We start from the raw sequence: 21,451 nt of genomic DNA, 5'->3' as shown, positions 1-21,451 counted from the left end.
CGAATGTTTAGCTATACAAGGTACCGGTATTGACCACCGGCTGGGTGTTATGTTCGGAGCAGAGCACGACCAGCAAGTTGCTGACCATCGCGGCCCGGCGCTCCTCATCCAAATCCACCACGCCTTGTTTGCGTAATTGCTCCAGCGCCATTTGCACCATCGTCACCGCGCCTTCGACGACTTTGGTACGCGCGGCGATAACGGCGGTAGCCTGCTGACGGCGCAACATTGCACTGGCAATTTCCGGTGCGTAAGCCAGGTGCGAAATACGCGCTTCAATCACTTCAACACCGGCGGTTTCCAGGCGATCCTGAATCTCTTTGCGCATCTCATCAGCGATTTGCACGGCGTGACTACGCAACGCAGTTTCGCCGTCTTCGTGCTGGTCGTAAGGATAGGTGGTCGCCAGGTTACGCACGGCCGCTTCACTTTGAATGCTGACGAAATTCTCGTAATCATCGACCTGGAACATCGCCTCAGCGGTGTCGACGACACGCCAGACCACGACCGCAGCAATTTCAATCGGGTTACCGTGCGAATCGTTGACCTTCAGCTTCGAGCTTTCAAAGTTGCGCACCCGCAAGCTGACCGTGTGTTTGCTGTAGAACGGATTGGCCCAACGCAGGCCAGGGTCGCGGCAGGTTCCGACATAATCGCCGAACAACTGCAGCACCTTGCCTTCATTCGGGTTGATCAGGAAAAACCCGAACCAGCAGATAAACACGACAATCGCGACCAGCGCCGCGACCACCTTGATCACCGGCGGCATCAACACGACCGCGGCAATCGAAACGATTTGCAGAACAAGCAAAATACCGAGCATCGCGTAGCCGGATGGGTATTGACGGGTGATTTCTTTGGTCATGGACGTGCTCTCCTTGGGACTGTCTGCATATTGATATTATTTTGATATCATCTTGTCAAGTGACAGAAATATGCTGTTTCAAACCCAAACGGGATGACATGCGTCTGATGTCTACAGTGGCCTACACCACAGACGAAGAAACCCCACTTTTGGAGATACAGACAATGAAAGCACTCCCGCTGGTCATCGCCTTTTCATCGCTGCTGAGCACTGCCGCCATCGCCGGCACCAACGTTCCGGATGGCGGACGGATGGGTGATATGGATTCGGTCAACGGTGGTTTCACCATTGGCGATAACGCGGAAGTCGGCAATGTCGATACCGTCAACGGCGGCATCCGGGTCGGCAAGAACAGCCGGGTCGGCAAGATCGACGCCGTTAACGGCGGCATCAGCCTTGGTGATGGTTCCTCGGCCATCAATGTCGATACCGTCAACGGCGGCTTCAAAGGCGGCGAGAACGTGAAGATTGAGCGCAGCATCGACTCGGTCAATGGCGGCATCAGCCTCAACAACGGCTCGACCATTGGCGAGAATATCGACAACGTCAACGGCAAGATTTATCTGAACGGCGTCCAGGTGGGAGGCAATATCGAAACCGTCAACGGTCCGGTTGAGCTGACCGGTGCCACCAAGGTCAACGGCAAGCTGACGATCAAGAAGCCAGGCGGCTGGTGTTTCTTCGATTGCGACGACAGAAAGCCGACCGTGATCATCGGCGCCAATGTCGAAATCATCGGCGGCATCGTGCTGGAGCGTGAGGTCGATTTGCAGCTCGACCCGGCGGCGAAAGTCGGCAACATCGAGCACAAGTACAAAAACTAAACCCGTTCTTTCCCGAGCCATGACGCTGGTGCAGTCCGCTGCCCGGCGTCATGCTTTTGTTGATGAATCTTCGCCGTTTTCTCGGCTCCGCCAGTTTTGAGTCCCCTTCGCCAGTCAGCTACAATGTCCGCCGTTTTTTTCCAATGATGGACGGTCATGAGCGAATCCGAGGTCAAACCCAGCAATTTCATTCGGCAAATCATCGATAACGATCTGGCCAGCGGCAAACACCAGCAGGTGGTCACCCGTTTTCCGCCGGAGCCGAATGGGTTTCTGCATGTCGGCCATGCCAAAAGCATTTGCCTGAACTTCGGGATCGCCAAGGATTACCAGGGTTTCTGCAACCTGCGTTACGACGACACCAACCCGGAAAAAGAAAGTATTGAGTACGCCAACTCAATTGCCGAAGCCATCGAATGGCTCGGTTTTCATTGGCATGGTGAAAAGCGCTACGCCTCCGATTATTTCGAGCAGCTTTATCTGTACGCCGAAGAGCTGATTCAGAAAGGCCTCGCTTATGTCGATGACAGCACACCGGAACAAATGCGGGCGATGCGCGGCAACCTGACCGAGCCGGGGCAACACAGCCCTTTCCGCGACCGCGGCGTTGAGGAAAACCTTGACCTGTTCCGTCGCATGCGCGCTGGCGAATTTCCGGACGGCAGCCGCGTGCTGCGCGCCAAAATCGACATGGCCTCGCCGAACATCAATCTGCGCGACCCGGTGATTTACCGGATTCGTCGCGCTCATCACTGGCGCACTGGCGATGCCTGGTGCATCTACCCGATGTACGACTACACCCACTGCATTTCCGATGCGCTGGAAGGCATCACCCACTCCATCTGCACGCTGGAATTCGAAGATCACCGGCCGCTGTACGACTGGGTGCTCGACAATATTTCGGTGCCCTGCCATCCGCAGCAAATCGAATTCGCCCGACTGCAGTTGGAAGGCATGCTGACCTCGAAACGCAAGCTGAATGATCTGGTGCAGTCCGGTGTTGTGTCCGGCTGGGATGATCCGCGCATGCCAACGCTGATGGGCCTGCGCCGTCGCGGCGTAACACCGAACTCACTGCGCGTATTCTGCGAACGGGTTGGCGTCACCAAACAGGATTCGGTGCTGGAATTGCAGCAACTGGAAACCTGCGTACGCGAAGATCTGGACCAGAACGCTGCCCGTGCGATGGCCGTACTCAATCCGCTGAAAATCGTGCTGAACAATTGGCCAGCCGAGCGCATCGATGAGCTGTCGGCTCCGGCGCATCCGCAAAAGCCGGAGCTTGGCAACCGTAAACTGTTCATGACCCGCGAGATTTACATCGACCAGAACGATTTCCGCGAAGTCGGCGACAAAGACTTCAAACGCTTGGTCACTGGTGGCGAAGTGCGCCTGCGCAACAGCTACGTCATCCGCTGCGATGAAGTGATCAAAAACGAAGCCGGTGACATCGTTGAGCTGCGCGGCTCGGTCGATATGGACACGCTTGGTAAAAACCCGGAAGGCCGCAAGGTCAAAGGCGTCGTGCACTGGGTCAGCGCCAGCCACAGCAAGCCAGCCACCGTGCGCTTGTATGACAGCCTGTTTACCGAAAGCCGGCCCTGGGAACTCGACGACTACAAATCGGCGCTGAACCCCGATTCGCTGGTGGTCATCGAACACGCAAGAGTCGAGCCATCGCTGGCCGAAGCCAAACCGGAAGACCGTTTCCAGTTCGAACGTGAAGGCTATTTTGTTGCCGACCGCTTTGAACACAGCGGCGAAAAACTGGTTTTCAACCGGACTATTGGCTTGAAAGATTCTTTTGCTAAGCTAGACAAACGTTAAGGTCGGTTGACCCACCCCCAATTCAACACAGCCGGCCGAAAACCGGCTGAACAACGACTCAACAGGAGACTTGCCATGCCGCCTCGCCATGACGAAGACGATGAATTCGAAGACTTGGAAGATCTGGCCGACTTCGAAGACGACGAAGACCTTGAAGACGACGAGTACGACGAGGACCTCGAAGAAGACGAATTCGACGACTACGACGACGATGAGTACGACGACGAAGACGACGAGTACGAAGATGATGACGAGGACGAAGACGACTACGACGGCGAGGATGAAGACGACGAAGACGAGGATGAGGACGACGAGTACGACTACGACGAGGATGACGAGGAGTACGAAGACGACGAAGATGAGGATGAAGACGAGGACGAAGATGAGCGTTCTCGCGCTGGCTGGGAAGAATCCCTGGACGATGCCGAATCGGACTACTGGGAAGACCAGGCCCGTAATCCTTACAACTAATCCCCTCTCAGCCTTCTCTGGTTGGTGACGACCACGTCGCCATCATCACCGCCCACACGGAAGTGGGCGCGCCATTTGGTGCTATGACCGTTGCGTCGATATCACATTCCGCTCTGTGCCCCTCCCCACCGTTTGACGAGAAAAGAATTCCAGCTACGCTCAGCTCTCGGAAGACAGCCTTTTTGACGGCCAAAAGATATTCCTTTTAATAATCAAACGGTTATTTTTACGTCGTTTGGCTATATCGAGAAACCGTCAAAAGCTCGGCGTGTCAAAATTCCGATTTTGCGGAGATTTTGTCGAATGGTTCACATTGGAAGATCCACAGCAACGCTAATAATAGGCCTGTGCCTGTCGTAGCTGTCTGCCCAAAGGACATGATCTTGGCCACTCTCACCGATTATTCCCACTCGGCATCCATCAACCGCATCAGTCGCTTGTGGCTGAAGCACCGTGCCGAAGAAATGGCTCTGCACCTGATCCCCGAGGCCGCAAAAATCTGCGCCGAACTGTTTCAGCGCATGCCACCAAATGAGCTACTGATCCAGGTCGATCGTAGCCCCGGAATCAAAGACGAACCCGAAGCCTACCAAAGCCAGAAACTGCTGGCCGATACCGCCTATCATCTGTCGTTCACCGGTGGCAGTCACACCGTACAGCTCAGTATGCTGCAAACCTTTCAGCGCTTGCGCCTGAAGCCTTCGTTTTACGACTACCTGGCAATACGCCTGATCAGTGAACATCCGAATCAACAAAAACAAAGCGAATCGATCAAACAATTCCATTCCGCCCGCTCGCAATTCTCGATGGAAATGGATGAGTGCCTGCAGGAAATGGACGCCTCCATCGAACAAGTTTTCCAGCAATGCAATGCCACGCATTACATTTCCTTAAGCGCCGCGAAAGATATTGCCCGCATTGTCCTGCGTCAGTACGTACATTCAACGCGCGATGTGCCGGACCCATTTACGTTTAAATCGGAATTCTTGCGACGGTATAAAGAGCGGTTGTCGGGAATGGATGCGACGGAGATGCAGTAGAAATTATTCAGTGGACGAGTTGAATAATACTTTTTTTGCGTCATACCCGCGAAGGCGGGTATCCAGGATACTACCCGTTTCACTTGATTCACGTTTTCACCAGGATGCTCATGCCGGATATTTACCACGTAAACATTAGTTCCTCTGCGCGGTCTATCTCTGCACCAAAAGCGAAATGTCATGGCGAGTGTGCGTTGAGCTTATTGATATCGACTCTTGATAATTTTTATACCCCTGCAAACTCGTCTCAATCGTTATTGCAGTCAAACGAAGATCACATGAATAGTTTGTGCCCCAAAAGGCTCTGCCGGAATACGTGTAAAACGGCACTGCAAACTCAAACTGACCGGTAGAATCAGTCATTGTTGAAACCAAGACACTTTCCTTTCGCCAATCGACATAACGAATGGCAACCGGAACTCCCGTTAGCGCGTCGCCAAATTCTGACGTTACGGTGCCAAAGAATTCATACGCTAACGTGTCACATTTCGCGTACACGACTGATGAGCCACTCACGAGAAGAAACGACAGCAAAAGACACGAATAAGGTTTGCGTATATTCACTGCTTCCACCAATCCTTCGCCTGCAACCACCAGTACGTCGCCTGCGCCGCCAAACGCCCGGCGTATCCATACGTCGATTGCAATCCAAATCGACTGAATCCCCAAGGCACTTTCGCTTCACCCGTTAATGCTTTGGCGATGACTTCACCGGCCATCGTTGTTGGGCCCACACCATGACCGCCAAAGCCCATTGCGTACCACACACCATCTTTTGCCTGACCGATTTGTGGCATCTGGTGGCGGGCATAGCTCATCATGCCGCTCCAGGCATAATCGATACGCACATTGGCTAACTGCGGATAGACCTTGGCGATATCTTTGCGCAGCAAATGCGAAACTTGCTCCGGCGCACGATCCTGAATCGAAATCCGACCGCCCCAAAGCAGACGGGTATCCGGCAGTGGACGATAGTAATCAAACGCAAAACGCGTGTCGTAAATGGCACAACCAGTATTGACGAACTCCTGCAGGCGCTCACCAAGTGGTTCAGTAACCATCACGTAGGTAGCAATGGGCATCACCGAGCGGGCAAATTTCGGCACCAGATTATTCAGGTAGCCGCCGCAACTGACCACCAGTGTTTTCGCGTTGACCGTGCCGCTGGCTGTATGAATTTGATAGCGACCGTTGGTTTGTTCGATGCGGGTAACGCGCGAATTTTCGTAAACCTGCACGCCCATTTGCTGCAAGGCCCTGGCGCAGCCCTGGGCATATTTCAGCGGATGAAAATGAAAAGCATTTTTTTCCCAAAGCGCACCGAAATAGCGCTCGGTTTTCAGTTGCTCACGCAGTTTGTCACGCTCAACCCACTGCCAATCCACCTCGAACGAATCCGCCATGAACGACTGAATCTCGCGCAACAGCTTGTCATCATCGAACCAGTTGGCCAGCAGCACACCGGAATCATTGATATCGCAATCAATCTGGTAGCGCTTGGCGCGCTGGCGTATCGTTTCTACCGCTTCCAGCGTACCGCAATACAACTCGCGTGCATGTTGCAAGCCAACCGATTTGATTAGCTCCGCCCCGCCGAGACTGAAACCACCAAATACAAATCCGCCATTGCGCCCTGAGGCGCCAAAACCAATCTGCTCGGCTTCGAGTAAAGCAACATTGGTTTGGCCGCGTTCCGCGAGACCTAATGCCGTCGCAAGACCGGCGAACCCGCCGCCAATAATGCAGACATCCACATCGATTGAGTTGTCGAGTGCAGATGCAGAGAACTCGCCAGCGGTAGCGCGGTAGTAAATGTTATTCAGCGATTCAGACATACCTGGTTCATTCTTATGAGTGCTGGTTTATTTTACCGAAGAGACATTTCTTCGAGCTATCTTGTTTTTATCGGAGCTGACGGTATCGAAAAGAAAAAGCGGGGCCCCCGTTAGCGCCAGCCGGCAACAAGCGTTCGTAGGCCGGGTACGCCAGCTGGGGTTCGCGCGGGTAAATAGTGAAGTACCAATGTACTTCGCGCCGCGCGAACGGGCTGAGCTCTGCGAAGCCCCGGGGTGCTGGCATAGCACTGATAAGGCATGGATGCCGCGTCAGTGCGGCCCGAGCCGGAGAATGCTTGTTGACGGAACTACCTTGTCGAAGCAGCAAAACCATTCTGGCGCTGTCGGGGCGCGCTTCTCTTTGAGTACTTTCTCTTGCGCGAACAAGAGAAAGCACTTCGGTCGCCGGTCCGAGAACCGGCATTCGTAAAAATCGAAATCCGCTCAAAGCTCGCGCGTTCAGCACAACAACGAACAATCCCTGATCAACCCAATTGCTCCAGCGGCGGTGCCACCCTCAACACTTCCTCTATCGTCGTTGCGCCCCCAGCCACTTTATAGGCACCACTGATGCGCAATAAATGCATACCTTCTTTGAGGGCTTGGTTACGAATCGGAGCGACATCGCAATTGGGATGAACCAGTTTTTGAATCGAAGGTGTCATCATCAGCATTTCATAAATGCCCTGCCGTCCGAGATAGCCAGTGTCGCGGCATTCATGACAGCCTTTCGGTACATAGATAACGTCTGGGATCGGCAGATCAAAAGGATGCACCAGCTCCTTCCATTTCTTGCTGTCCGGTTTCGCCTCGACCTTGCAATGCGGGCACAGAATACGCACAAGCCGCTGAGCCATGACACCTAACACCGTGGCATTGATCATGTACGGCGGCACGCCAATATCAATCAAACGGGTTACGGCAGAAGCGGCGTCGTTGGTGTGCAAGGTCGATAGCACCAAGTGACCGGTCAGTGATGCCTGAATGGCCATTTCCGCCGTTTCCAGATCGCGGATCTCACCAATCATGATGATGTCCGGGTCTTGACGCAACAAAGCGCGCACGCCGGTGGCGAACGTCACATCAATATCGTGGTTAACCTGCATTTGGTTGAATGCCGGCTCGACCATTTCGATCGGGTCTTCAACCGAGCAAACGTTGACTTCTGGCGTCGCCAGATGTTTTAGCGAGGTGTACAGCGTGGTGGTTTTACCGGAACCGGTCGGGCCGGTGACCAGCACAATACCGGTCGAGTTGCTGATCAACTGCAGCCATTTTTTCTCGGTTTGCCGCTCCAAGCCTAAGTCAGCGAATTTTTTCACCAGCACATTCGGGTCGAAAATACGGGCGACCAGCTTTTCACCGAACGCGGTCGGCAGCGCTGATAAACGCAGCTCCACTTCCAAACCATCGGGCGTACGGGATTTGATGCGGCCATCCTGCGGTTTACGTTTTTCCGCGACGTCCATACGGCCGAGAATTTTGAAACGGGCGAGCACGGCCTGACCAATGGCCGACGGCATCTCATAAACTTTCTGCAGTACACCATCGATACGGAAACGAACAATCGCCTTTTCGCGGCGAGGTTCCATATGGATATCGGATGCACGTTGATCGAACGCAAACTGCAGCAACCAATCAACGATGCGCACGATATGCTGATCGTTGGCATCGACTTCACCAGCACGCGACAAATCGACCAATTGCTCGAAGTTGCCGACTTTCGAATCAGAGCCTTCAACCGACGCGCCTTTGACCGAGCGCGACAAATGATAGAACTCGGTTTGATAACGATGTATCGCCAGCGGATTGGCCAGCACCAAACGGATTTCTTTGCGTATCGTGTGTTGCAGCGTCGGAATCCAGTCGGCGAAATGCGGTTCGGCGGTGGCAACCACGACATGATTGGCGCCGACTTCGACGCAGAGAATTTTGTGGCGCTGGGCAAATGCCAGTGACATCACCGCGGTAACGGCATCGACATTGATTTTCAGCGGGTCGAGTCGGAAATAGGTTACGTTGAATTCACCGGCGACCCATTCAGTCAGGTACTCCGGCGACAGCACATGATGCGGCGGTGGCAGGGATTTCAGGTTCAGCTTCGCGACCTGGGCAATCGCCGGCTCGGCGCTACCTGAGCGAATGCGCAGCTTGGCGGTTTGCACCTGCTGCTCGTTGATCATGCCCTTGCGATGCAGCATCTCCAGCAGCTCAATGGCCATCATGGGTCTGGTGCTGATCGATTGTCCGGTCACTACCGCCATAGTTGCTCCGTGTTATGCACCCAATGGTGCATTGGCAAAACTCAATGCTGAACGATTGTATACCCAGCCCCGCGATTTCGCTGCCATCAGTTGCGCATTATTGGCAAGATTCGAGCCGAAATACCCGTTTGGCATTGGCGGTCGTTTGCGCGGCAATTTGCTCGGGCGTTTCCTTGCGCAATTCACAGAGGGTAGCGAAACCTTTGGCGAGACTGGTCGGCAAATTGTGCTCACCGGGCCAGTCAGCAGGTTTCATATCCGGCGCGTCGGTTTCCAGCACAATCGTTTCCAGTGGCAACTCGGCCGCCGCCTGACGAATCCGGCGTGAACCGTCGTAAGTCATCGCGCCGCCAAAGCCGAGACAAAAGCCCAAATCGATCAGCTGTCGAGCCTGCTCCAGGCTACCGGCATAGGCATGAACAATTCCGCCCTGCTTAAATTTCAATTTGCGCAGGGTTTGTATGACCGGATCATGGGCGCGACGCACATGTACAACGGCCGGCAATTGGAATTCAGTGGCGATATTCAGTTGCGCTTCGAACAAACGCTGCTGTTCGTCTCTATCCAAATCCTCAAGATAATAATCGAGACCAATTTCGCCGATAGCAATCGGCTTTTCCCGTTCTACCCATGCCGGCAATGCCGCCAGATGTGAAGGCTGGTGTTCTTTCAGGTAATACGGATGCAATCCCAAAGCCAAATACATTTCCGGATGCTGACGAACAAACGCGGTAATCGTAGGAAAACGCTCAAAGGTCGTACCGGGCACCAACCAATGTTGGATATGCTGTTTTTTGCATTCATGGATCAGCTCGCCAGCATGCTCGGCCAACGGTGAATAATCGAAATGAATATGACTATCGAACAGTTCCATGAATGTGCCAATCAACACTATTGCGTTTGATTAAAGCATTGCGTTCATCCTCCCGCAAGTTGAACGCCAGTAGTCGAATTATTGGCAATAAAAAACGCGCCGGCTTGCGCACGACGCGTTGGACTGGATTGAAAGCGAATTACGAGTGTTCGCGGGTTTCCATAAACACCACATCCGGATAGCGCTCCTGGGTCAGGCGCAGATTGACTTGCGTTGGTGCCAGGTAAGTCAGGTTATCGGCCCCATCAAGCGCCAGGTTGTCGTGGCAACGATCTTTGAATTCCTCGAATTTTTTATCGTTATCGCAACGCACCCAACGGGCGGTGGCGATGGCGATGGGCTCGTAACCGCAATCAACGTTGTATTCGGCTTTCAGGCGGTGCATGACAACATCGAACTGCAGCACACCGACGGCACCGAGGATCAGATCGTTGCTGTTCAATGGCCGGAAAACTTGCGTAGCGCCCTCTTCTGACAATTGAATCAGGCCTTTCTGCAATTGCTTGCTTTTCAGCGGATCTTTCAAGCGCACACGACGGAACAGTTCCGGCGCGAAATGCGGAATACCGGTGAATTTCAGCTTCTCGCCGAGCGTAAACGTATCGCCGATTTGAATGGTGCCATGGTTGTGTAGACCGATGATGTCGCCGGCATAGGCTTCTTCAACATGCTCGCGATCGCGCGCCATAAATGTTAACGCATTGCCCAAATTAACATCGCGGCCCATGCGTACGTGGAATGCTTTCATGCCCTGGTTGTAGACGCCGGAGCAGATTCGGGCAAAAGCTATGCGGTCACGGTGCGCCGGATCCATGTTCGCTTGAATCTTGAATACGAACGCGGTGAATTTTTCTTCCGAGGCATCAACATCTCGCTCGACTGCCTGACGATGAATCGGCGCGGGAGCCCATTCCGTCAAACCATCCAGCAATTCGGAAACGCCAAAGTTACCGAGAGCCGTACCGAAAAATACCGGCGTTTGTTTGCCGTCGAGAAAAGCTTGTCGGTCGAACTCGTGGCTGGCGCCCTGCACCAGTTCCAACTCGGCGCGGAAATCGTCTGCCAGTGAACCAATCGTGGCGTCCAGCTCCGGATTGTTCAGGCCTTTGATCAACCGGCGCTCCTGAATCGTGTGGCCCATACCGGTTTGGTACAGGTACACCTCGTCACGGTGCAGGTGATAAACGCCTTTAAAAAATTTGCCCATGCCAATCGGCCAGGTGATCGGCGCACATTGGATGTTCAGAATGCGTTCGATTTCGTCTAGCACTTCGATCGGATCGCGGATATCGCGGTCCATCTTGTTGATGAACGTCAGAATTGGCGTGTCACGCAGACGGCAAACTTCCATCAGCTTGATGGTGCGATCTTCAACGCCTTTCGAGCCGTCGATGACCATCAGCGCCGAATCAACGGCCGTCAGCGTCCGGTAGGTGTCTTCCGAGAAGTCTTCGTGGCCTGGGGTATCGAGCAGGTTGATGATGCAATCCTTGTAAGGAAACTGCATCACGGAAGTCGTTACCGAGATACCCCGCTGGCGTTCCAGCTCCATCCAGTCCGAGGTCACGGCCCGGGCGCTGCGACGGCTTTTGACGGCGCCGGCGACCTGAATCGCTCCGCCGTGCAGCAGCAGCTTCTCGGTCATCGTGGTTTTACCGGCGTCCGGGTGGGAAATGATCGCAAACGTGCGACGGCGGGCAACTTCAGACTGCATGAATCGTATGAACTGGAACAGAAAAGGGCGGGAATTATACCCGAGCCTGACCCGCCGGCGGCGCTAAATTGTCCTGGCCATGACCAGACCGTCTTCCTTGCCTGTAAGGGTTCTATAGTAGCCTTTACGCCTTGAGAGCAGCTGAAAACCGAGCTTCTGGTACAGCGCCTGCGCCGCCGGATTCGACACCCGCACCTCAAGCAAGGCCCGGCTTGCGCCCTCTTCTCTCGCAGCCAGCATCCATTCTTGCAGCAGCAACTCACCGAGACCGCGGCGTTGCAGGTCCGGATCGATGCAGATATTCAGAAGATGCGCCTCATCGACGATGGTTTGGCTGATGTAGTAGCCAATCAGCCGCTGCTCCTGCATCAGGCAAACACAGTGATGGCCGTAAGCCAAAGATTCCGCAAGATTATTGCGTGACCAGGGTACCGAGTAGGCCCGAAATTCGATGGCGAGCACGGCATCCAAGTCGGCCGAACTCATTGGCCGTAGCCAGAGGTCACGTCCTAGAGATTTCATCAATGCGTAGCGACAAGGCCGGCCAGTAGTTGCAAGTCCTGCCAGGCTAACGGCTTCAGCGTTGGGTTCTGGCGCAGCTCGGCCGGGTGGTAGGTGCAGACCACCTGCATGCCGCCAAGCAGATGCACGCGACCACGGTACGGCGCTGGCACATCTGGACCGAGCACGGTTTTGGCGCTGTGGTCGCCGAGTAGCAACAGCACCGGCAATTCCGCCAGCGGTTCGCTGCGCTCGACACCGATCATCGCCAGTGAACTAGAGAACGGCAGGGTTTTCAGCATGGCGGCCAGCAAGCGACCACTTTCCTGATGGATATCCAGCAGCCGGTCCTGGGCGTTGTGTTCAGCACAGGCCACTACCCAGCAACGGGCATCGGCGCCGGCATTCAATACTCGTCCGCGCAATTGCATACGGGACGTTGAAACTGGCAGCTTTGGCGCCGCTACCGGAGTTACTGCCGAAGCAACTGGAGGGCGTTGCACGGGTTCGGACTCGGCGAGCAGGCTCTGAGCCGGCACCGATGGTGTCAGCTCAGGTTCCTGTGCTGGAAAATCCGAGGCCGCCATTCCCTGCGGCTGACGTAGCTGCCAGCGCGGAATGCCTAACCGTTGCAGAACATCCATACTCAATGAACGTGCGGATGCAGACGTGATTCGACCGTACTCAGCGTGTTCAGCGCGTGCAGGTAGGCCTTGGCCGAGGCAACCAGAATATCGAGATCGGCGCCATGGCCGGTGACGATATGGTTGTCATGCTCGACCCGGACATTGACCTCGACCTGCGAGTCCATCCCTTGGGTGACAGCGTTGACGGTGTATTCCTGAACACTGACCGTCGGCGCTTCCTGAATCAAGGCGTTGATCGCACGGAAGGCGGCATCGACCGGGCCATTGCCCTGGCTTTCAGCACGTTTCTCCTCGCCATTGATATTCAGCACGATTTTCGCCGTCGGCTGCTCACCGGTTTCCGAATGAACGTTCAAACTGACCAGTTTTACCGATTCGGCAACATGCAGTTGCTGCGAATCCTTGGCGATGGCCAGCAAGTCGTCATCAAAAATATCGTGCTTCTTGTCCGCCAACTCCTTGAAGCGAGCAAACGCGGCATTCAACTCGGCCTCACTGGCAAACAACACGCCGAGTTCGGCCAAATGGCTCTTGAACGCGTTACGGCCGGAATGCTTGCCGAGCACCATCCGATTGGTTGACCAACCCACATCTTCAGCGCGCATGATTTCGTAAGTTTCGCGGTTTTTCAGCATGCCGTCCTGGTGAATGCCGGACTCGTGCGCAAAGGCATTATTGCCAACGATGGCCTTGTTCGGCTGCACCGGAAAGCCGGTGACGCGGGAAACCAGTTTCGAGGTCGGCACGATATGGGTCGTGTCAATATCGGTGTAAACCGGGAAAAAGTCCTTGCGGGTACGCACAGCCATGACAATTTCTTCAAGGCTGGCATTACCGGCTCGCTCACCCAGACCGTTGATCGTGCACTCGACCTGGCGTGCGCCAGCCATGACCGCGTCCAACGAGTTGGCGACCGCCAGACCCAAATCGTTGTGGCAATGCACCGAGAAAATGGCTTTATCGCTGTTCGGAATGCGTTCGATCAACTGGCGAATGGTTTCGCCGTATTGACGCGGCATTGCATAACCGACGGTATCCGGAATATTGATCGTGCGGGCACCGGCATCGATCACCTGCTCGATAATCCGGCACAGGAAATCCAGCTCGGAGCGGCCAGCGTCCTCGCAAGAGAATTCGACATCGTCGATCAGACTGCGGGCTTTTTTCACCGCGCGCACGGCCTGTTCGATAACCTTGTCCGGCTCCATCTGCAGCTTGAATTTCATGTGAATCGGCGAAGTCGCGATAAAAGTGTGAATGCGACCGCGTGCGGCTGGCTTCAACGCTTCAGCGGCGCGCTCGATGTCTTTGTCGAGCGCCCGCGACAGTGAGCAGACGGTGGAATCCTTGACCGCGGTAGCGACAGCTTGCACCGACTCGAAATCGCCCGGACTGGCAATGGCAAAGCCGGCCTCGATGACATCAACTCTCATCCGCTCGAGCATTCGGGCAATCGCGACCTTTTCGTCCCTGTCCATCGACGCGCCGGGGCTTTGTTCACCATCCCGCAACGTCGTATCGAAAATAATCAGCTTTTGCGCTTCGCTCATGAGCGGCCTTCTCCCGTTCGTTACCTTTCTCCGATATAGGAACCGGAGGCGTTCAGATCAATGCCGTTATCTTACCGCTATACGAAAGCCAAACCCAATCGGGCCAGTAAAATTCCCTTCATTTGCGAGCCACGACTCCACTAGAATGCGCGACCCTTACGTAGCTCACGTTAGCCCCATGTTGTCACTGCAACAGTGTCAGGAAATCGCCTCCGCCCTCGCGGAAAAAGACTGGTACGCCCTAACCGATGCACTGTCGGCTGAAGACGTCATGCAGCTGCGGCAACAGGCGGCGCATTTACACGAAAACGGCCTGATGCAACCCGCGGCGATTGGTCGCGGTACCGGCCGTCAGGTTCAGCCCCATACCCGTAGTGATTTGACCGCCTGGTTCGATGAAAATTCGCCGCTGCAACAGCAGTTCATGGCTGGCCTTGATCGCTTGCGACAAACCCTGAATGAGCAATTTTTTCTAGGATTGGTCGAACAGGAAGCACACTTCGCCTGCTTTCCAGCAGGAGGATTTTATCGCCGCCACTTTGACAGCTTTCGCGGCAACAACGCGCGCCGCATTACCGTTGTCTGTTATCTGAATCCCGATTGGCAAGCCGAAGATGGCGGCGCGATTCGTTTGTACAACGGCCAGGAAGTGATGACCGATATCGTTCCACACGGCGGCACTTTGCTGGTGTTTCTGAGCGAAGCCATTCCACACGAAGTGCTACCAGCACTGAAAGCGCGCTACAGCATTGCTGCTTGGTTGCGCATACGCAGCGCATAAAAAACGGGAGCCGAAGCTCCCATTTTTAAAGCAACAATCTCATGGCAGTTTGTACACAACCTTGACCGAACCATCAACGGCACTACTGTCAATATAGCCAATCATGTTCGGATTGGCGGCTATCAGTGCTTTCACTTCGGCATTGCCACCAACATCTTTTGGTGGAGTACCTTTACCCGTGAACACCAATTGCGACCAGTAGGCCTTATACTGGCTGGCATTTTTCTTCGTCACGCCTTCGTTAAACTTCTCCCGAACCGGTGAACCTTCATCTTGATTGACCGGAACGGCTTGGTTGCCATTCGGGAAAGATTTTGCCTTGCCCAGGAACAAGCGGGCGACATCGTCCTCGCTCAGAGAATCAAACCCGGCAGAAGGGTGAACAATCACCGCTACTTCAGCAAAACTGACACTGCAAACTCCCAGAGCAGCGGCCGCGATCAGTGCTTTCATGGCATTACGCATCGTGGCATCTCCTCTTAAAATACCGTTTGGATGGCAAACGAAACGACATTCAGCTCGACATCGGATTGCCCAAAGTCAGCCAGATTGCCGGGACTGGTGTCTTCGGTCATGTCATATTGCAGTTTGAACGCGGAGCCAGGAGTGAAGTCCCAACGGAGCCCGATACTATTGGTTTCCACTTCTGCAACCGAACCAGCGGCAATACCATTTAGCGCGGATACTATCGCAGCCAAGGGCCCGGCGTTGGGTATTCCGCTCGACAAATCCGCTGCTTCGTCCTCGGTTTTTGCATGAGTGATGTGCACTAGCACATCGCCAAACCGCAAGCCCGCCATCACGTATGCGCGCTTATCAAGTGAAAACGGCGAATCCTCAACTTCAAACTCGATCACTTCACCGGACGAAACAAACATACCCGTATCAATCGTGTAGCCGAACGCCAAGAAGTTTCCACTATCGTCGGTGATCAAGCGATTGGCGTTGTCGGAGAACCCCAAACCATTGAGCGTTGCAATCAACCCTTGCAACTGAGGAGTTTCATATCCGGTAAGCGCCAAATCGGCCTGGTGATAAGCCGCGCGCAACGTCAGCCAATCGTTGCCAACGCTAAACGCTACGCCCATCTGATTTCGCAACTCTGTAGACAAAGTGGCCTGGAAATCGGTATTGAAAAAGCTGTCCGTTAACGCGCCGTAATAGCCCTGAACCGAACCATCCCAACTACCCAGTTGGAAGCGCCAGATAAAGTCAGCACCTTGCACATTATTGAACGGCAAGTAGTACACGGCACGTGGCGTTCTGATCCAGCTATAGGCATAACCGACATCAACATAGTCAGAATACAAATAAAGTGGCGTGCGGAAGCGCCCCATGCGCCAGGTGAACTGATCATTAACCTCGTAACTGATATAAGCCCACTCAGCCGAGACTGAATAATCTTCCGTGCCACGAGCAACAAATTGGCCGGTGACACGCAGCTTCTCGGAAATTTCCGAAGAAACCTGCAATCCAAACAGCGTGTCGCTGTCAAACGTGAAATCTTCCGAGTTATAGCCGGCGTAGGAATAGGCGTCACCGCCAGTTACCGGAAAGATTTCCTCATCGGCGATACCGCCGCCTACAGACAGAAAGCCGGAAAAGCTGACATCGGCGTGAACCGCTGTCATCACACAGCTGGCAACAGCGGCAAATGCCCATTTGCGTTTGTTGTTCATTACGGGATGCTCCTCATGGTGAACACGTTCCTGTGGATGTTTCCATTAAATACTGAATTGGCGTGCGACAGCCTCAAGTTTCGACGCCAGACCGGCGAGCTCATTGGATACTTCGGTCATTCTTCCTGCACTCGCACTTGTTTTTTGTGAATGTTCATTGATCGCAGTGACGCTGTTAACGATCGTTCTGGCTACTCGCTGTTGCTGCTCGGTAGCACTGGCGATGCGCATGTTCATCTGCGAGATATTGGTGACGGTTTCGGTAATTGATTCCAAACTCTTACCGGCCGAAGCAGAATTGTTGACGCTAATTTCTGCTTGGCGCGTGCCTTTGCTCATGACATCAACGGCGCTGCGAGCAGCGCTCTGCAGGCGCTCAATCATGCTTTGAATTTCAGCCGTCGATTGCTGCGTGCGCGAGGCCAAGGTGCGCACCTCATCGGCTACAACGGCAAAGCCGCGACCTTGCTCACCGGCCCGCGCCGCCTCGATCGCCGCATTCAAGGCCAATAAGTTGGTTTGCTCGGCAATACCTTTGATTACATCCAACACCATGCCGACTGAGGCGCTGTCAGCATCCAACTGGCGAATAACTTCTGCAGCTTGACGGACATCAACGGCCAGATTTTCAATTTGACTAACGGTTTCACGAACGATCTTAGAACCTGCCTTCGCTTGTTCGTCAGCTTCTTGTGCGGACGTTGCCGCCTCTGCCGCGCTGTGCGCAACCGACTCGACGCTATTATTCATTTCGTTAACGGCGGTCTGCACGGCAACGGCGCCATGTTGCTGCTCTTCAACCTGCGCTTTGGTCTCCGTGGTGACACGACTGAGTTTCTGAGCCAGCTCTGCCAACGGCAAAGCGGTTGCCACCACATCACCGATAATATGCTGCAGCTTTTCGATGAAGGTGTTGAACCAGTCTACGAGCTCGCCGATTTCATCCTGACTTTCTTTCGGTATGCGTCTACGTAAATCCCCTTCGCCCTTGGCGATATCCTTCAATGAGGTAATCACATGTTCGAGATTACGGCGCATTAGACTCGCCATCGCCAACGCAATGGCAAACATCAGAACAACCGTTGCAACACCGACCAACACACCAATGAGCACAGCACGCTCTGCGGCGGCATTGGCATCATTGATTCCGCTCTTGAAGTGGTTCAGTTGCGAGTCACGAAAATCACTCAATGCTTTTTCTGCATCATTGAACTGCTCGTTCATCCTGTTGATATCGGCCTCCATATTGGAAAAGTCAGCCGTGCCCGCCACCATTTGCGAAGAAAAATTAAATGCGGTGGAAACGTATTCGGCAACCGTATCGGCGATTTGATCCACTTCGCGCGTGGACTCTTTATCGAAACTGCTCAGTCGAATCACTTCTTCAACCAACTCGTCGCCCTGCTGTTTTACTGCGTCGAGCTGGTCTTTCTCACCAGCCAATACCGCTTGCTGTAATCCGTCGCGATAGCGTTTTAGATCGACCAGATTTTTCTCCGCCAATTGCAAAGAGGGAAAACGAACGTCCCTCACACGCTCCAGCGCATGGGCGTTATTGCTGGCGGTCCAATACGAGAAAATCAAGTAAAGGGTAAAGGCCAGTGCTCCCGCAATCGGGATCAGCAGCACCTTCCCGCGAATCGGTAGGGCGTTCAACCACTGCATGTTGGGTGCATCCTCCAGTTGCCTTATTCGGCAATGCGCTGAGGCAATTCTTGGTTATGTCCAAGTGTAGACGTGAACGTACAAATTGCCAGCGAGCCCAGAGTTGGCGAGCTTGATGGCGATCAACGACCAAAGCATTGGCGGCCTGACCCGCTAAGGGTATCGGTCGCCAATCGTGGGAGCTTGAGGGTAATTAAAGAGGGGATTTAGAGTTGACGCACGGGAATGCGTCGGTCAAGGGTTGCTGCTGTGGTCGTACAGCCTGCTTCGGGCTCCGTGATGCTGCAACCGCTAGCGGCCGAGCAATGAGCGCAGGCGCTGGTTTTGCCATGCGATTGACCCGGCCGTAGACCCGGCAGCCATTGACGCGATACCCGCCAAACAGCCCAAGCAGCAGCGAGCAAAAGCAAAATGGCTTCCACTATCGCGGTCATCACATCACCCCAGCCATAGGGCCAAACGGTAAGTGGCGAACGCCGCCAAGTAGGCCAGCGCAAAAAGATAAACCGCCATGATCGTCACTTGCTTCCAGGAGTTGGTTTCGCGACGAACTACCGCCAGCGTCGACAAGCATTGCGGCGCGTAGACATACCAAGCCAGAAACGCAAACGCGGTAGCCAGCGACCACTGCATGCCAATGGTCGATACCAGCATTTCCGCCACTTGCTCTTCTTCACCGGAAAGCGCGTAAACCGTACCCAACGCACCGACGGCCACTTCACGCGCTGCCATACCCGGAATCAGCGCAATGCAAATCTGCCAGCCAAAACCGATTGGCGCGAAAACCCACTCAAGCGCACGACCAATTTGTCCCGCGTAGCTGTAATAGATATCTGGATGCACAGCATTTTCGGGCGCGGCAGGAAAAGAAGATAAAAACCAAATCACAACCATCAACGCCAGAATAATGCCGCCGACCCGACGCAAGAAAATTCGCGCGCGGTCATACAAGCCGTAAACAATATTTCGCCAAACCGGGATGCGATAACTGGGTAACTCCAGCATCAGCGGATACGTCATCGTTTCTGCGCCATGCTTCTGCATGAAATAGGCAACAATGGCGCTACTGACGATGCCGGCAAGATACAACACAAACAACGTGATGCCTTGCAAGTTGAACAATCCTGCAACCGTTTGCTCTGGCACAAACGCCGCGATAATCAACGCGTAAACCGGTAAGCGCGCTGAACAGGTCATCAACGGCGCCACCATAATGGTGATCAACCTTTCTTTGGGATCTTGAATGGTTCGCGTTGCCATGATGCCGGGAATGGCGCAGGCAAAGCTTGATAGCAACGGAATAAATGCGCGACCAGACAAACCAAACAAACGCATGGTTCTATCGAGCAAAAACGCCGCACGTGGCAGGTAACCCGAATCTTCGAGCATCAAGATAAACAAAAACAGAATAAGAATTTGTGGCAGAAACACCACGACAGAACCGACACCGGCAATCACGCCATCGACCAGCAGACTTTTCAGCAAACCATCCGGCATCACGGAAGCCAGCCAAGAGCCGATTGCGAGCACAGAGCCTTCGATCAAATCCATCAACGGCTCAGCCCAGGCAAACACCGCCTGGAACATGAAAAAGAGCAGCAACAGCAACAAGATGGAGCCAAGCACCGGATGCATGACCCAGCGATCAAATCGATCTTGCCAAACCGGAATGGTGCCCGGGTCGATCACCGCTTTATTGATGATGGTTTCAACTTGCTGGTGCACGGACTCGACACTGGCAAGAGCCGGGTGTTGTGGTCTCGCGACAGAGCATGCCACCTGCTTTTTTAAATGTGCAATCAATTCATCCGCGCCGTGACTGGTCACCGCGACCGTTGCGATCACCGGCACACCAAGCATCGTGGATAACTGTTCAATATCGATTTTTATGCCACGAGCGCGGGCAACGTCCGATTGATTCATTGCGACGACCATTGGCAAGTTCATCGACTTCAACTCGACAACCAGACGCAGTCCAAGCGACAAATTTGCCGCATCGATAACGGCAACCAACATGTCCGGCGCACGCAGACCCGGAATACTTCCGGAAATGGCTTCGACCGCTACCCGCTCGTCCAGGCTTGATGGCCGCAGACTATAGGTGCCGGGCAAATCGACAATTTCAATTCGCCCTTCCCCTTCCCGCATCAAGCCGTGTTTACGTTCGACCGTCACACCGGGAAAGTTGGCCACTTTGGCGCGAGCGCCGGTCAACAAATTAAATAGTGCGGTTTTGCCACAATTCGGGTTGCCGATCAGCGCAACCTGCATCGCCTGCTCTGCACTCATACCAGCGCCACTTCGATCTTGCTTGCCTCCTGCTGACGCAGCGCGAATTTGGTGTTGCCGAGCTTCACCGCCATCGGGTCGCGGCCAAGAAAGCCAAAACCAAGAACCTGCAATGTCGCTCCCGGCACGAAACCGAGCTCCATCAGCCGTTGAGTAACGAGGTCATCATTGACGCCAAAACTGGTATTGGCGCGAATGCTCAGGACATTGGCGCGCATCCCCTGCTTCAATTGATTGAGTGTCTGCACAGTGAGCGGTATCTGGCTAAGATTGATGCTTAATGATAACGCTTTTTATTTAGATCAAGAAAACTATTTAATGATGCTTTGATCTGTTTGGGATTGATCCAAATTGGATCTCACTCGAATCGCGGAAAACGTTGGAGCAGCAGGATTCGTGCATTTGCTTTGGAGAAAAGCATTGTTTGGCATTGTCGCGGATCTTGTCATTAAAGCGGCTAGCCGCTTTCCTTCAGGGCCAGTTTTTACATTAGCGTTATCGCGAGCAATACAATTCACTCGCAGCATCCGTTGCGAATATATCGTTCAAAGAGCTCGAAAAAGAAACACCACAGACAAAAATCCCGGCACCTTCGTACCGGGATTTCTTTATTGAAGAGCTAACC

The 21,451-nt window shown here is 54.0% G+C and carries 18 protein-coding genes; 5 read left to right on the top strand and 13 right to left on the bottom strand.

From position 1 onward, the window contains the following. Positions 1-7 precede the first annotated feature (7 nt). The gene (locus E2H98_RS16600) at positions 8-865 is read right to left on the bottom strand and encodes an SPFH domain-containing protein (RefSeq protein WP_133592340.1); all 858 of its coding nucleotides are present in this window, start codon (positions 863-865) and stop codon (positions 8-10) included. A 164-nt stretch (positions 866-1,029) separates the two neighbouring features. Here E2H98_RS16600 and E2H98_RS16595 point away from each other — a divergent pair, with 164 nt between their 5' ends. From E2H98_RS16595 to E2H98_RS16580, 4 genes are all read left to right on the top strand, one after another. Beyond that, positions 1,030-1,689 (top strand): DUF4097 family beta strand repeat-containing protein, encoded by a 660-nt coding sequence (locus E2H98_RS16595; RefSeq protein ID WP_133592338.1) that lies wholly within the window; start codon positions 1,030-1,032, stop codon positions 1,687-1,689. Positions 1,690-1,845: 156 nt separating this feature from the next. Then, on the top strand, positions 1,846-3,516 hold the full coding sequence (locus E2H98_RS16590; RefSeq protein ID WP_133592336.1) for a glutamine--tRNA ligase/YqeY domain fusion protein: 1,671 nt from the start codon (positions 1,846-1,848) through the stop codon (positions 3,514-3,516). 75 nt (positions 3,517-3,591) lie between these two features. Next, entirely contained in the window at positions 3,592-3,987 is a 396-nt protein-coding gene (locus E2H98_RS16585; RefSeq protein ID WP_157591430.1) for a hypothetical protein, read from the top strand. A 383-nt stretch (positions 3,988-4,370) separates the two neighbouring features. Next, complete coding sequence (locus tag E2H98_RS16580; RefSeq protein ID WP_133592334.1) at positions 4,371-5,027, top strand: hypothetical protein; 657 nt, start codon at positions 4,371-4,373, stop codon at positions 5,025-5,027. Between the two features lie 560 nt (positions 5,028-5,587). Here the strand turns inward: E2H98_RS16580 and E2H98_RS16575 are convergent. From E2H98_RS16575 to E2H98_RS16545, 7 genes are all read right to left on the bottom strand, one after another. Beyond that, positions 5,588-6,862, bottom strand: coding sequence for an NAD(P)/FAD-dependent oxidoreductase (locus E2H98_RS16575; protein WP_133592332.1), 1,275 nt, complete (start codon positions 6,860-6,862; stop codon positions 5,588-5,590). Positions 6,863-7,347: 485 nt separating this feature from the next. Continuing rightward, positions 7,348-9,126, bottom strand: a complete 1,779-nt coding sequence (locus tag E2H98_RS16570) for a GspE/PulE family protein (RefSeq protein ID WP_133592330.1) — start codon at positions 9,124-9,126, stop codon at positions 7,348-7,350. A gap of 97 nt (positions 9,127-9,223) precedes the next feature. Next, a complete protein-coding gene (locus E2H98_RS16565; protein ID WP_133592328.1) occupies positions 9,224-10,000 on the bottom strand; it encodes a TatD family hydrolase in 777 nt (258 codons plus the stop codon). A 139-nt stretch (positions 10,001-10,139) separates the two neighbouring features. Then, positions 10,140-11,714: a peptide chain release factor 3 gene (prfC, locus tag E2H98_RS16560; RefSeq protein ID WP_133592326.1), complete on the bottom strand. Its 1,575-nt coding sequence runs from the start codon at positions 11,712-11,714 to the stop codon at positions 10,140-10,142. 63 nt (positions 11,715-11,777) lie between these two features. Further along, entirely contained in the window at positions 11,778-12,236 is a 459-nt protein-coding gene (gene rimI / locus E2H98_RS16555; RefSeq protein WP_133592324.1) for a ribosomal protein S18-alanine N-acetyltransferase, read from the bottom strand. Then, positions 12,236-12,859 carry a uracil-DNA glycosylase family protein gene (locus E2H98_RS16550; RefSeq protein ID WP_133592322.1) on the bottom strand — a complete coding sequence of 208 codons (624 nt, stop codon included), beginning with the start codon at positions 12,857-12,859 and terminating at the stop codon, positions 12,236-12,238. Before E2H98_RS16550 ends, rimI begins: the two co-directional genes overlap by 1 nt. A 2-nt stretch (positions 12,860-12,861) precedes the next feature. Next, on the bottom strand, positions 12,862-14,412 hold the full coding sequence (locus tag E2H98_RS16545; protein ID WP_133592320.1) for a 2-isopropylmalate synthase: 1,551 nt from the start codon (positions 14,410-14,412) through the stop codon (positions 12,862-12,864). 178 nt (positions 14,413-14,590) lie between these two features. Between E2H98_RS16545 and E2H98_RS16540 the strand changes: the two genes are divergently transcribed. Beyond that, positions 14,591-15,193 carry a 2OG-Fe(II) oxygenase gene (locus E2H98_RS16540; RefSeq protein WP_157591428.1) on the top strand — a complete coding sequence of 201 codons (603 nt, stop codon included), beginning with the start codon at positions 14,591-14,593 and terminating at the stop codon, positions 15,191-15,193. 39 nt (positions 15,194-15,232) lie between these two features. On the opposite strand, the gene E2H98_RS16535 is transcribed toward E2H98_RS16540, so the two are convergent. The 5 genes from E2H98_RS16535 to E2H98_RS16515 all read right to left on the bottom strand — a co-directional run bounded on the left by E2H98_RS16535 (position 15,233) and on the right by E2H98_RS16515 (position 21,074). After that, the gene (locus tag E2H98_RS16535; RefSeq protein ID WP_198325157.1) at positions 15,233-15,658 is read right to left on the bottom strand and encodes a type 2 periplasmic-binding domain-containing protein; all 426 of its coding nucleotides are present in this window, start codon (positions 15,656-15,658) and stop codon (positions 15,233-15,235) included. Between the two features lie 14 nt (positions 15,659-15,672). After that, a complete protein-coding gene (locus tag E2H98_RS16530) occupies positions 15,673-16,872 on the bottom strand; it encodes a DNA topoisomerase IV (protein ID WP_133592316.1) in 1,200 nt (399 codons plus the stop codon). A 45-nt stretch (positions 16,873-16,917) separates the two neighbouring features. Beyond that, entirely contained in the window at positions 16,918-18,537 is a 1,620-nt protein-coding gene (locus tag E2H98_RS16525; RefSeq protein WP_133592315.1) for a methyl-accepting chemotaxis protein, read from the bottom strand. 438 nt (positions 18,538-18,975) lie between these two features. After that, a complete protein-coding gene (gene feoB, locus E2H98_RS16520) occupies positions 18,976-20,826 on the bottom strand; it encodes a ferrous iron transporter B (RefSeq protein WP_133592313.1) in 1,851 nt (616 codons plus the stop codon). Beyond that, on the bottom strand, positions 20,823-21,074 hold the full coding sequence (locus E2H98_RS16515; RefSeq protein WP_280529092.1) for a FeoA family protein: 252 nt from the start codon (positions 21,072-21,074) through the stop codon (positions 20,823-20,825). The genes feoB and E2H98_RS16515 overlap by 4 nt, the downstream gene beginning before the upstream one ends. Positions 21,075-21,451: the final 377 nt, after the last annotated feature.

It is taken from the genome of Permianibacter aggregans (assembly GCF_009756665.1).
Lineage (GTDB): Bacteria > Pseudomonadota > Gammaproteobacteria > Enterobacterales > Permianibacteraceae > Permianibacter > Permianibacter aggregans.
The sequence above is the reverse complement of the archived record's forward strand: the minus strand, read 5'-3'. Positions and strand labels throughout refer to the sequence as shown.

Bases quoted from the DNA above. Each gene is read 5' to 3' on its own strand.
- E2H98_RS16600 (WP_133592340.1), bottom strand. From the start codon at position 865: ATGACCAAAGAAATCACCCGTCAATACCCATCCGGCTACGCGATGCTC.
- E2H98_RS16595 (WP_133592338.1), top strand. From the start codon at position 1,030: ATGAAAGCACTCCCGCTGGTCATCGCCTTTTCATCGCTGCTGAGCACT.
- E2H98_RS16590 (WP_133592336.1), top strand. From the start codon at position 1,846: ATGAGCGAATCCGAGGTCAAACCCAGCAATTTCATTCGGCAAATCATC.
- E2H98_RS16585 (WP_157591430.1), top strand. From the start codon at position 3,592: ATGCCGCCTCGCCATGACGAAGACGATGAATTCGAAGACTTGGAAGAT.
- E2H98_RS16575 (WP_133592332.1), bottom strand. From the start codon at position 6,862: ATGTCTGAATCGCTGAATAACATTTACTACCGCGCTACCGCTGGCGAG.
- E2H98_RS16570 (WP_133592330.1), bottom strand. From the start codon at position 9,126: ATGGCGGTAGTGACCGGACAATCGATCAGCACCAGACCCATGATGGCC.
- E2H98_RS16565 (WP_133592328.1), bottom strand. From the start codon at position 10,000: ATGGAACTGTTCGATAGTCATATTCATTTCGATTATTCACCGTTGGCC.
- prfC (WP_133592326.1), bottom strand. From the start codon at position 11,714: ATGCAGTCTGAAGTTGCCCGCCGTCGCACGTTTGCGATCATTTCCCAC.
- rimI (WP_133592324.1), bottom strand. From the start codon at position 12,236: ATGAAATCTCTAGGACGTGACCTCTGGCTACGGCCAATGAGTTCGGCC.
- E2H98_RS16550 (WP_133592322.1), bottom strand. From the start codon at position 12,859: ATGGATGTTCTGCAACGGTTAGGCATTCCGCGCTGGCAGCTACGTCAG.
- E2H98_RS16545 (WP_133592320.1), bottom strand. From the start codon at position 14,412: ATGAGCGAAGCGCAAAAGCTGATTATTTTCGATACGACGTTGCGGGAT.
- E2H98_RS16540 (WP_157591428.1), top strand. From the start codon at position 14,591: ATGTTGTCACTGCAACAGTGTCAGGAAATCGCCTCCGCCCTCGCGGAA.
- E2H98_RS16535 (WP_198325157.1), bottom strand. From the start codon at position 15,658: ATGCGTAATGCCATGAAAGCACTGATCGCGGCCGCTGCTCTGGGAGTT.
- E2H98_RS16530 (WP_133592316.1), bottom strand. From the start codon at position 16,872: ATGAACAACAAACGCAAATGGGCATTTGCCGCTGTTGCCAGCTGTGTG.
- E2H98_RS16525 (WP_133592315.1), bottom strand. From the start codon at position 18,537: ATGCAGTGGTTGAACGCCCTACCGATTCGCGGGAAGGTGCTGCTGATC.
- feoB (WP_133592313.1), bottom strand. From the start codon at position 20,826: ATGAGTGCAGAGCAGGCGATGCAGGTTGCGCTGATCGGCAACCCGAAT.